11 protein-coding genes are annotated in these 12,134 nt (G+C 39.6%); all 11 read right to left on the reverse strand.

Features of this window, described 5'->3' with window-relative positions; translation table 11 throughout:
- Positions 1 to 12 precede the first annotated feature (12 nt).
- The gene (locus AA0017_RS18885) at positions 13 to 1,446 is read right to left on the reverse strand and encodes an anthranilate synthase component I family protein (RefSeq protein WP_413376954.1); all 1,434 of its coding nucleotides are present in this window, start codon (positions 1,444 to 1,446) and stop codon (positions 13 to 15) included.
- A gap of 517 nt (positions 1,447 to 1,963) precedes the next feature.
- Positions 1,964 to 2,887 (reverse strand): cysteine synthase A, encoded by a 924-nt coding sequence (cysK, locus tag AA0017_RS18890; RefSeq protein ID WP_413376956.1) that lies wholly within the window; start codon positions 2,885 to 2,887, stop codon positions 1,964 to 1,966.
- 202 nt (positions 2,888 to 3,089) lie between these two features.
- Positions 3,090 to 3,971 (reverse strand): Hsp33 family molecular chaperone HslO, encoded by an 882-nt coding sequence (hslO, locus tag AA0017_RS18895; protein WP_413376958.1) that lies wholly within the window; start codon positions 3,969 to 3,971, stop codon positions 3,090 to 3,092.
- A gap of 12 nt (positions 3,972 to 3,983) precedes the next feature.
- A complete protein-coding gene (locus AA0017_RS18900) occupies positions 3,984 to 4,751 on the reverse strand; it encodes a type III pantothenate kinase (RefSeq protein ID WP_413376960.1) in 768 nt (255 codons plus the stop codon).
- Positions 4,752 to 4,874: 123 nt separating this feature from the next.
- Positions 4,875 to 6,860, reverse strand: a complete 1,986-nt coding sequence (gene ftsH, locus AA0017_RS18905; RefSeq protein WP_413376962.1) for an ATP-dependent zinc metalloprotease FtsH — start codon at positions 6,858 to 6,860, stop codon at positions 4,875 to 4,877.
- A gap of 69 nt (positions 6,861 to 6,929) precedes the next feature.
- Positions 6,930 to 7,469 (reverse strand): hypoxanthine phosphoribosyltransferase, encoded by a 540-nt coding sequence (hpt, locus tag AA0017_RS18910; protein ID WP_413376964.1) that lies wholly within the window; start codon positions 7,467 to 7,469, stop codon positions 6,930 to 6,932.
- A gap of 21 nt (positions 7,470 to 7,490) precedes the next feature.
- Positions 7,491 to 8,909, reverse strand: a complete 1,419-nt coding sequence (tilS, locus tag AA0017_RS18915; RefSeq protein WP_413376965.1) for a tRNA lysidine(34) synthetase TilS — start codon at positions 8,907 to 8,909, stop codon at positions 7,491 to 7,493.
- Positions 8,890 to 9,339: a threonine/serine exporter family protein gene (locus AA0017_RS18920; protein WP_413376967.1), complete on the reverse strand. Its 450-nt coding sequence runs from the start codon at positions 9,337 to 9,339 to the stop codon at positions 8,890 to 8,892. The genes tilS and AA0017_RS18920 overlap by 20 nt, the downstream gene beginning before the upstream one ends.
- 303 nt (positions 9,340 to 9,642) lie before the next feature.
- Entirely contained in the window at positions 9,643 to 10,395 is a 753-nt protein-coding gene (locus AA0017_RS18925; protein WP_413376969.1) for a threonine/serine exporter family protein, read from the reverse strand.
- A gap of 25 nt (positions 10,396 to 10,420) precedes the next feature.
- Entirely contained in the window at positions 10,421 to 11,407 is a 987-nt protein-coding gene (locus tag AA0017_RS18930) for a serine/threonine protein kinase (protein ID WP_413376971.1), read from the reverse strand.
- Positions 11,373 to 12,110 carry a VWA domain-containing protein gene (locus AA0017_RS18935; protein WP_413376976.1) on the reverse strand — a complete coding sequence of 246 codons (738 nt, stop codon included), beginning with the start codon at positions 12,108 to 12,110 and terminating at the stop codon, positions 11,373 to 11,375. Before AA0017_RS18935 ends, AA0017_RS18930 begins: the two co-directional genes overlap by 35 nt.
- Positions 12,111 to 12,134: the final 24 nt, after the last annotated feature.

The raw sequence follows: 12,134 nt of genomic DNA on the forward strand, positions 1-12,134 counted from the left end.
CTTTTTTCCTCCTCAGCTCATCTGTACTTTTTTTTCTCTTAACTCTGCTTCGCTCAACTCTAGCGCTCGCCATAAGGCTTTCGCTTTTTTTAGTGATTCTTTATATTCAAAGACAGGATTAGAATCAATAACAATTCCAGCACCTGCTTGGATATACGCTTTATTATCTTTACAAACAATTGTTCGAATCGTAATATTCAATTCCATTTCATCGTTAAATCCGATCCAGCCAATCGAGCCCGTATAGACCGCCCGGCGAACCGGCTCAAGTTCTTCAATGATTTCCATCGTTCTAATCTTCGGAGCACCCGTGATCGTCCCGCCCGGAAACGTCGCTCTAATCACTTCATAAAGATCATGTCCTTCTCTTAATTTCCCGCGAACATTGGAAACTAAATGCATCACATGGGAATACTTTTCGATCACTAAAAGCTCATTCACTTCCACACTCCCATATTCTGAAACTCGACCTAAGTCATTCCGTTCCAAATCGACTAACATTACATGCTCGGCTCTTTCCTTTTCATTCGCTAATAATTCATTTACTAATCTTTGATCCTCTTCCTCATCTTTTCCTCTAGAACGAGTACCAGCAATCGGTCTTGTACTTATTTCCTGATTATGCTTTTTAACAAGCAACTCTGGAGATGCACTAACAAACTGAAAATCGGGCGTTTGAAAATAAGACATATATGGGGATGGATTAATTTCTCTAAGTACATTATATACGTGCATCGGTTCTGTGACCATCTCTTGATCATGTCTGACCGATAAATTCACTTGGAATACGTCACCCGCTGCAATATATGCTTTTATTTTCTCCACTGCTTCAGCAAAGTTCTCTTCATTTAACGACGAACTTACTGGTCTATCCTTTGTTAAATCGCCCGTCATGACCCATGGACGAAACGAACCAAGCTTCTGCCACTCCTCTTCGTAAAAGGCCACCCGCTCTTGTAACTTTGCTTTCTCCTCTTCCTTACCTGTTACGATCACCCACATTTTTTCCGCTTGATGTTCGTACACAAAAACTTCATGAAACAGCATAAAATACAGTTCAGGAATTTTCAAATCATCCTCGGCCTCTATAGGAAGCTTTTCAAACTCACGCACAATGTCGTAGCTTAAATATCCGATTGCTCCCCCTTGAAAAGGTGGTAATCCTTCAAGATAATTCGTTTGATATGGTGCAAGCTCTTCTTTCATTAATGGCAATAGTTCGCCTTGTTTAGTTCTTATTTTCCCATCTTGTTCAATGGTTAATGTATTTCCTTTGCCACTTATAATAGCAAAAGGACGTAATCCGATAATGCTATATGTGCCATTACGTCCACTTTCTAATAAAACATGATGTGGCTCGTCTTTACTTAATTGCTTATATCGTTCAAACCAATTCTTTTCTTCTATATGAAAAGAAGTTGATGATGTCGACCATTTTTGATTCACCGGACCAACTCCTGCCCTCTTCTTTTGCTCTATTTTACATGATAGAAAGCCATAAAGTAAACTCGTCGATTAACAGGCTTTGCAAAAAGTATTGGTAAAGACTAGTTATTCTTATACGCCGAACTAGACAGGATTCCACTTCTATTCATTTTACAGGTGGCCACTGGAAAAGTCTCAACACCAGCATTTCCTTTAAAAAATCAAAAGTTATTAGGTTTTTATGTGAAAAGTCATTCATAGGAGCAAACTGTTTTTTTATGATCTAAAACGGAGCGAGCGGAATGCCCGGAGACTCCCGATTCACCCGCGGAACGCGTAGGGATGCAGCTCGAGGAGTCGGCTAACTAATGTAACTACATTTTAACGAATAGACCGTTTTTCAGTTGCCTCAGGAAAGGGAAGATAGAAATCCAGCCTGTAGGTGCTTGCCTCCATCACACTTTATATGCATTCAAAAAGGGGCTGAACCCTCAAAGATCATTTTCATGACTTTGGGACAGCCCCCTTTTGATATCAATTAGTCTTCGAAATTATATAATGGTGTACTTAAATAACGCTCACCGTTTGATGGAATTACGACAACCACCTTTTTACCCGCTCCAAGCTTCTCCGCTAATTGAAGGGCGGCACCGATTGCTGCTCCAGATGAAATTCCACCTAAAATTCCTTCTTCTTTTGCGGCACGACGAGCATAATCAAATGCTTCTTCGGTTGAAATTTGAATCACTTCATCATACACTTCTGTATCTAAAATCTTCGGAACAAACCCTGCTCCAATCCCTTGGATTTTATGTGGACCTGGTTTTCCACCAGATAAAACTGGAGAATCCTTTGGCTCAACAGCTGCAATGACTAAGTTAGGGAAGTGCTCTTTTAAATAACCACCTGCACCGGTAATCGTACCACCTGTACCGATACCTGATACAAAACCATCGATTTGACCATCCACTTGTTCAAGTAGCTCTTTACCTGTTGTTTCACGGTGAATCGCTGGGTTTGCTTCGTTTTCAAATTGTTGCGGCATAAAGTAGCCTTCTTCTTTTGCAAGCTCAGTCGCTTTACGAATCGCACCGCCCATCCCTTCTGGACCAGGCGTTAATACAAGCTCGGCACCATATGCACGAAGTAAGTTACGGCGCTCTAAACTCATCGTTTCAGGCATAACAAGTTTCGCTTTTAATCCTTTTGCCGCTGCAACCATCGCAAGACCAATTCCTGTGTTCCCACTAGTTGGCTCAACGATTGTATCTCCTTCTTTTAAATCCCCTGACTTAATAGCCGCTTCGATCATCGCTAAACCGATACGATCCTTAACACTACTTCCAGGGTTCATAAATTCTAATTTTAAATAAACATCTGCATGTTTGTCTGACACAAGACGATTTAATTTCACTAAGGGAGTTTGACCGATTAATTCTGTTACTGAATTAACAACTTTCATAAATACGCCTCCTAATTCCAAGTAAATTTATTGGTTTTATTAACATAATGATAGCAAACGTTTTCTGATAAGTCAATTAATAAATACCCGTTTTCCGCCCATTTTTTTCTAAATTCATCTTACAAAATGAACCTTTCCCTTTTCACCATAATAAAGAGGGTCATCCCTTTGCAAATGCTCGGACAACCCTGTAATGATTCTCTTATTTATTGGCTTCTTGATAAAGCTCTTCTAAATCTTCTTTACTAAACTGATATACATCATTACAGAAATGACAGGAAGTTTCAGCCCCGCCATCGACATCAATCATATCACGAATTTCTTGCTTCCCTAAACTAATAATGGCATTAGCAATACGTTCATGTGAGCAAGAACAAGAAAATTCTACTGGCATTGTTTCTAATACTTTTACGTTATTTTCACCTAATAAGGAATACAAAATTTCTTCTGGTGGCATTCCAAGCTCCACTAATTTGGAAATTGGTGGGATCGTACTCAAACGCTTTTCAATTTCAGTGATGACCTCATCATCCGCACCGGGCATTAATTGAATGACAAAACCACCTGCAGCTAATACACTTTTATCAGGATTTACAAGTACGCCCACTCCAACTGAAGATGGTGTTTGTTCGGATGAAACAAAATAGTACGTAAAATCTTCTCCAAGCTCCCCTGACACAAGCGGAACACTTCCTGTAAAAGGCTCCTTCATCCCAATATCTTTGACGACAGATAACGAGCCGTTTGTACCAACCGCACGAGCAACATCAAGTTTGCCATGATCATTTAGATCAAAATGTACATGAGGGTTCGTAACATAACCACGCGTTTGTCCTTTGGCATTACTATCGACAATAATCGCTCCAATTGGTCCGCCACCCTCGATTTTAACCGTTAACTTTGACTCCCCCTTAAGCATCGTTGCCATCATCGTTCCAGCCATCATCGCTCTCCCTAAAGCAGCCGATGCTGTTGGCCACGTATCTTGTTTCGTTACAGCTATATTAACCATTTCTGTCGCTACAAGGCTGTACGCTCTCACTTTCCCTTCAAATGCTGTTGCTTTTACTAAATAATCACTCATACTAATAACTCCTTACTTTATATTTTTCTTATATACCTTATGCAAACCGCTTAAAGTTAAATATTTATCAACAATGTCAATTGACTTTGATTGTTCCGAAATTAATTCTGCTAAACCTCCTGTTGCGATCACTTTAGGTACTGACTTAGATTCAGCTTTTATTCGGTTCACAATCCCATCTACTTGTCCAACATACCCATAAAAAATGCCAGACTGCATTGCATGTACAGTATTTTTTCCTAATACATGGGGCGGTTTTGATATTTCGATTCTCGGTAATTTTGCCGCCTTACTAAATAACGCCTCGGTGGAAATTGAAATGCCAGGTGCAATCGCTCCACCTAAATATTGATTATGCTCATTTATATAACAATAGGTCGTAGCCGTACCAAAGTCGACAATGATTAGTGGGGACCCATACTTTTCAATCGCTGCGACCGCATTAACAATTCGATCAGCCCCGACTTCCTTTGGATTATCATACTTTATATTTAAACCTGTCTTAATACCAGGTCCAATGATTAATGGTTCAAGAGCAAAGTACTTTTTGCACATTTGCTGCATCGTATACATAATCGGCGGAACAACCGATGCAATAATAATCCCTTCAACATCACGGAATGTTATTTCTGCTTGGTCAAACAAACTTTTTAAAGTGACCGCATACTCATCCTCTGTTTTTTGGCGATTTGTAGCCATCCGCCAATTAAAGACAAGCTTATCCTGCCGATAAACTCCAAGCCCAATATTAGAATTCCCTATGTCCATTACTAAAATCATTTACGTATCACCGCATTTTTATAAAATAATGTTTAAAAAATCATGGGGCATCGCATTTCCTTTTCCTATTATGAATGAAAAAAGAGAGGTTGTCGAATTTGACACCCTCTCTCAGCTTATCGTTTATTCACCTTTTTTTGAATCATCAGAAGAGCGTTTTTCGTCGCTTTCAACGTTTTCTTCTGCCTCTTCTTTTTTCGAGTGAATATTCACTTTTACATCTGATTCATTATCTTTTGATGTCGAATCTTCATCATCAGCTGAATCAAGAACTGTATTGGAATGATGATTTTCCGGCAGCTTCCCTTCATTAATTAATGATTGGATTTGCTCAGCATCAAGCGTTTCAAGTTCTAATAAGGTTTCAGCCACTAAATCTAGGCTTGCTTTGTTCTCAATCAAAATCTCTTTACAACGCGCATAACATTCTTTAATGATACGCTGCACTTCTAAATCAATTTCATAAGCAATCTTATCACTATAGCTTTGTTCATTTTGAATGTCACGGCCCAAGAATACTTGACCACCTGAACCAGAAACAAATTGTAACGGTCCTAGTTTTTCACTCATACCGTACTCTGTCACCATTTTACGGGCAATTGCAGTTGCTCTTTGGAAATCGTTATGAGCACCTGTACTCACTTCACCAAATTGAACTTCCTCGGCGACACGACCACCAAGTAACCCAATGATTTTATCAAGCAACTCAGGTTTTGTCATGAAATAGCGGTCTTCCTTCGGTAACATGACCGCATAACCACCAGCCATTCCACGAGGAACAATCGTTACCTTATGGACCATATCCGCATTTTCTAACTTAACACCTACAACAGTATGACCAGCCTCATGCCAAGCAACGATGTTTTTCTCTTTTTTAGAGATCACACGACTTTTCTTAGCAGGACCAGCAATGACACGGTCAATTGCTTCTTCAATATGAATCATACTAATTTTCTTTTGATCGTCACGAGCAGCAACTAAAGCGGCTTCGTTTAAAAGATTTTCTAAATCGGCACCTGAGAAACCTGGTGTACGATTCGCAATCGTTTTTAAGTTAACATCATCATTTAAAGGTTTATTACGAGCATGAACCTTTAAAACATCTTCACGTCCGCGTACATCTGGACGGTTAACTTGAATTTGTCTATCGAATCGACCTGGACGTAATAAGGCAGGGTCAAGAATATCAGCACGGTTTGTTGCCGCAATAATGATAATACCTTCGTTTGCACTAAATCCATCCATTTCAACGAGTAATTGGTTTAATGTTTGTTCACGTTCGTCGTGACCACCACCAAGACCTGCTCCACGTTGTCTACCTACAGCATCAATCTCATCAATAAAGATAATACATGGTGCGTTCTTTTTCGCATTTTCGAATAAGTCACGAACACGCGAAGCCCCGACACCGACAAACATTTCAACAAAGTCCGAACCACTGATTGAGAAGAATGGTACACCAGCTTCCCCAGAAACGGCACGAGCTAGTAATGTTTTACCTGTACCTGGAGGACCTACTAAAAGAACCCCTTTAGGAATACGAGCTCCTATCGCTGAGAATTTCCTTGGGTCTTTTAAGAATTCTACGACCTCAACAAGCTCGGCTTTTTCTTCATCAGCTCCGGCTACGTCTTTAAATTTTGCTTTTTTCTTATCATCACTTACCATTTTCGCCTTACTCTTACCAAAGTTCATCACTCGGCTACCGCCACCTTGAGCTTGGCTAAGTAGGAAGAAGAATAAAATAAAGATGATAATAAACGGAATAATTCCCGTAAAGAATGTCACCCAACCGCTAGTTTCGTCAGCCGGTTGTACCTCATAATCTGGGGCACTCGTTAATAACTCCGCATTTTGCTCTGTTGGCAATGCGTATGTTTGGAAAAATTCATCTTCATCAGCACCAGCAAGTTGTCCAGTAATTAATAAAACCTGTCTTTCTGGTTTGGCTGTGAGCGATGTCACATTCCCTTGTTCTAAATGGTTTGTAAATTCATCGAACGAAATAGCTTCCGTTTTTGTTTGATCACCACTAAATAACCCGACAATCCCAATAATGACTAGGAAAATGAGTAAATAGAAGATCGTATTACGAAAAATTCGATTCATGTTTGACCTCCTCCCGCGTGCAATAAAGCTTCGTTTATCGTATCACATTTGTTATTTCATTCACAAATATTAACTCTCGTAAATTTCAGGTTTTAAGACGCCAATGTAAGGGAGGTTACGATAACGTTCAGCATAATCAAGTCCATAACCAACCACAAACGCATCAGGAACCGTAAATCCAGTAATATCAGGTACTAAATCAACTTTACGACCTTCTGGTTTATCCAACAAAGTCACAACCTTAACAGACTTTGCCTTCCGATAAAGAAATAGTTTAATCAAATAACTTAAAGTTAAACCACTATCAATAATATCTTCTACAATCAAAATATCTCTTCCTTCTACAGAAGCATCTAAATCCTTAATTATTTTTACTTCACCTGTAGAAACTGTTCCTTTTCCATAGCTTGATACGTCCATAAAGTCCATTTCAAGATGGGTGTCGATTCGTTTCGATAAATCGGCCATAAACGGCATAGCACCTTTTAAAACACCAATCATTAAAGGAAACTTATCCTTGTATTCCTCGGTAATAGCTTGACCTAATTCTTTAACTCTTTCTTGAATCTCTTCTTCCGTTATTAAAATCTCTTTAATCTCGTCTTTCATCAATTTCTTATGACCCTCCCGTTAATTACGACCGAACAGAGATAATATTTCATCCGTTGGTTTATACATTAATCCAATTTTTTTCGTTCCTTCACTATCAAGATCAGCTACCCGACTTGTCATCAAAAGTGGAACCCAAATGATTTGACCATGTGCATCTAAAACAATCGGCCATCTGTCTCGTAATGATTGACTAATTTTTCGATCAATAAACAATCGATTAAGCTTTTTCGTTCCACTCATCCCTCTAGCTTCAATCCGATCACCAGGTCGCCTTGTACGAATACAAAATGGGGTTGGAATATTCGCCGGGAGTTGTAAAAAGTACTTATCCCGCACTATATCTTGCTCCCCTTCTCGTAACTCATAAGCAAAAATATCACCTAATTGTGTATGTACATTTCCAGGTACCTCTAGATTGTAATAAGAGCCTGCCTCAACATGATATGTATCTTTCCTTGAAAAATGACACACCAGATAGTCTCGATAAACAATTAAACCTTGTCCTACGTCAATTTGCTTAGAAGGTTCTTTAGAATTGAACAATTCAATTATTTGCTCAATATGTATAGAGGATATAAATGGTGAGTTTTTCCCATAAAGATAACTTAATATTAGATGAATCACTCTTCTTTGTAAAGAGATGCGTAACACTTGAAAACGTTCTTGAGAAATCGTGACAAAACCTTCTTCTTTTTTACTCACAACCGTATGAAAAGCGTCCTTTGCAAGGTCTTGTAAATAGTGATGATCATCCTCTGACCAGTCACTTTGCCTTTGAATATGGAAATGAGCTTGTGAATTTTCAGCTTTAATAAATGGAAGAATTTCTTTTCGATATCGATTACGTGTATATTTGGACGAATAATTACTAGAATCGACTCGAAAAGGAATCTGCTCTTCCTTACAATAGTTCTCAATTTCCTCCTTTGTTATTCCTAAAAAAGGACGGATAAGATATCCATTTCCAAATGGTCGCTTCTTTTTAATCCCCAGTGACTGTAATGGGATATAGCCACGAATTTGTTTCATTAAAATGGTTTCAATTTGATCGTCTGCATGATGGGCCGTCACTATCGCTCTATCCTCGGCCGTAACAAACTCTTGTAACCATTGATATCTTAACTGTCTAGCTGCAAGTTGTGTGGCGATACCCTCGGCTTTTGCATAGCAAGTCACTTCTAACCTTTTCGTCTCAAAAGGAATTTCTTTTTCCTGACAAAATTTAGAGACCATTTGTTCATCTTGATCGGCTTCTTCTCCCCTTAACTGGTGATGGGCATGAACAGCTTTTACCTTAATCGAAAACAAGGTCTGTCTTTCCCATAAATAATGCAGCAAGGCCATCGAATCTGGACCACCCGAAGTCGCAACAATGACTTGATCAATATGTGTAAAAAGTTGGTTCTTTGCTACAAAATCATGAACGCTTTGCTTCATAACGCTGACCAATCCCTCCTTTGCCAAATGAAAAGACCGCTAAAGCAAAAACTAACCCTGCAGCAATAGCTCCCGCTTGAAGCATCGTATCTATACCAATTTGAATCCCTTCTATGTAATCCCCATCTAAAAAGGAAAGCATCGTATAATAAGCTTTGCTCCCTGGGACAAGGGGAATAATTCCTTGAATACTAAACATAGTAACCGGCACTCGAAACCATTTCGCGAGCAAATGCGAGCAGGTTGCTGCTACCAATGCAGCGACCGCTGTTGCAAATACGAAAGAAATTCCAAAAGTCGGCAAAGTGGAATAAATAAACCATGACATCGCACCAATGACTCCACCAATCCATATAATTCGTAGCGGACCATTAAAAATAATCCCAAATGCCACTGTCGCAAAATAACAAACAATTAATTCAATAATCATTCATCCCACTCCTTTCCCAAGTTCCTACTGACCGCAGCTAGACACACGAAATGCGCAGGGCGTTTGCTCAGAAGTGAGAAAAAATACAGGGATGGCTAAAAAGTCGCTCTTTGACTTTATAGACAGACCAATTTTTCTCGAACTTCTAACGCCCGCAGCTAGACACACGAAATGCGCAGGGCGTTTGCTCAGAAGTGAGAAAAAATACAGGGATGGCTAAAAAGTCGCTCTTTGACTTTATAGACAGACCAATTTTTCTCGAACTTCTAACGCCCGCAGCTAGACACGAAATGCGCAGGGCAGCTAAACCAACAAAGCAATAGCAAGGGCAATCCCCGTTGCAATTGATAAAGCTGTTATAAATGTCTCTGCTCCGCGCGATAAGCCTGCGATTAGATCACCTGACATGAGATCACGAACAGCATTCGTTAACGGAATCCCTGGAACAAGTGGCATTAAAGTACCGATGATCACTTGGTCTACATTTTCTCCGATTCCAACTATCACAAGAAGAATAGCGACCACTCCACCGAGAAAAGCTGCCATAAATTCAGCAAAGAAGCGAACCTGAAAATACTCCTGCAATAAAAGCAAACTCCAGCTCGCCGTAAAACCAGCAATAAAAGCCGGTAATGTATCGTAAACATTCCCTCCAAATAAATAGGAAAAAGTGCCGCCAGCGACACCCGAAGCAATATGAATTAAATATGGAGGGTAGCTAATCGAGCTCTTCGCAATATTCTGAAGCTGCTTCCACGCTTTCTCGCCATCAATCTCTCCTGCTACAAGCTCCCTAGAAACTTGATTGACTAACGAAATTTTATTTAAGTCCTGCAGCCTATCATCGACCCGAACCATTTGCATCACATCATCTTTACCTTCTTCTTCAAAAGATAAGAAAATACCGGTCGTCATGACAAAGCAATGAACATTTTTAAAATGGCACGCTTTGGCCATTCTTTCTAATGTTTCCTCGACTCGATATGTTTCTGCTCCGTATGTGAGCATAATCTCTCCGGCCAACAAGCATATATCCATCATCCGATCTGCTTTCATGTAAAGGGTCCCTCCATCCTACTCTTTACATCGTTTGTCCAAATAAGTATAGGATATAAACTAAAATAATTAAAGAGATGATTAAAAAGATTTCAACGATATAAGAGGAACCTTTGGATTTTCTTCTTTTTTTCTTTTTTACCTGTTGGGGTTTAACCGTTTTCACCTTTTTTTTATGCGTCATTCTCTTCTCTTTATTAGGTGCAGCTAGAAGCTCAACCACTTCCTGCTTCATTTCACTTGCTCGTTGATATTTCCCTGTCAATGCCCTCAACAGTATCGGTTTAAAAAGTTGTAACCTTTCCTTTTGGTTAATTTTTTTTTCTAATAATTCAAGATTGGCATCCGTGCCTTTATCAAAACGACTCGAATAATCACAATTGATCATAATCATCGCAACAGCAAATAAATCATAACTTGGCTCTGCTTTTCTCGTACCAAGTCCCCAATAACCACGATCGTAAAACTCCGTATATTCTTTAATTGAACGCCCAAGCAAGGTCGTTCCACCGACATCAATCCAGCGTACACGCGGTGGTGGTCCAACAATCATTAAATTATCTGGTTTTAAATCGCCAAAAACCCAACCTTCGACATGTAAATCTTCTAGATCACCTAAAAGCTGAACAACAAATAAACCTAGCCATTCAGCTCCTTTCCCATTTAAATATTGGATAATAGAATCGCCTTTTAAATATTCCATCACATAAAAAGGCAACGTACCATCTGCGGTCATCATGTCATCAACATCTAACAATTTTGGACCAAGTTTTTTTCCATCAACTTTTGAAAAGTGCTTTAACACATTTACTTCCGATGTAATCGCCATATTATCAACAGCAATTTTGAGAGCAACCATTTGCGACAGCCCGTCTTCCGCCAAATAAACGGTACCTGTCGCACCTGACCCAAGCTTCCGTCTAATTGTATATGGATTCGAGTGCCATTTGCCGACAAGAGTAAAGCCTGATGGTAAATTAGCTGCCCGGTTCTTCAAAGAGTTGCTCTTCACTCTCCATCAAACTCCTTCTTGAACGTCCTTTTCTAAAATGACCCATTGCTTCTTTTAAAGCTGGTCCAGTCGGTGTAATCCCACCAGATGATAATTTGTGAAAAATACCCGTTAGAGCACCGAGCCTCGGAGTCCAATCCATTAGACGATCAATTTCTTTTCGTTTCCCAGGAAATGAATACAGCGAAAATTGATTTTCTCCCATTCTTGACGTTAAACTAATCGATAAATCAGTTAAGGCTTCTTGCACCATCGGAAGTTTCTCTCTCATACTAGCACTCGTATCTACGAGAATTAGAACCTCAAGATTAATCGTTTCACCAAGTTCATCAACTACCTCCATGACTTCGCCCCTTTTTTCAGGAGGTAAGTCTTCCATCTCTTGTGATTTCCCTAATATTTGACTAAGCTCTTTGTTGATTACTCCATGGAGTGTTTGTGTCATTGCTTTTCTCGTAACCATTTGAACAGTCTTCGCTAACTGCTTAGCATAAACGATTTGACTAACGCCACCACCTGCGTCTGAAATGGCCTCTATTTCCTGCATCCCTTGCTCGTTTAAATGGTTATTGTCGACAATCCCAATAACATTAACCGTTATGCCTTGTTCTCGTGCAAGCGCCGCTATAGCCACTGGATCTTCTCCATCATTTGAATGACCATCCGTTAGTAGTAATATTTGTCTTAATGTGCCCTTTGACATCTCGTTTTTTCCCTCCCTAGTGGA

This window comes from Alkalihalobacillus phoenicis, assembly GCF_047302405.1.
Taxonomy (GTDB): Bacteria; Bacillota; Bacilli; order Bacillales; family Bacillaceae_D; genus Alkalihalobacillus.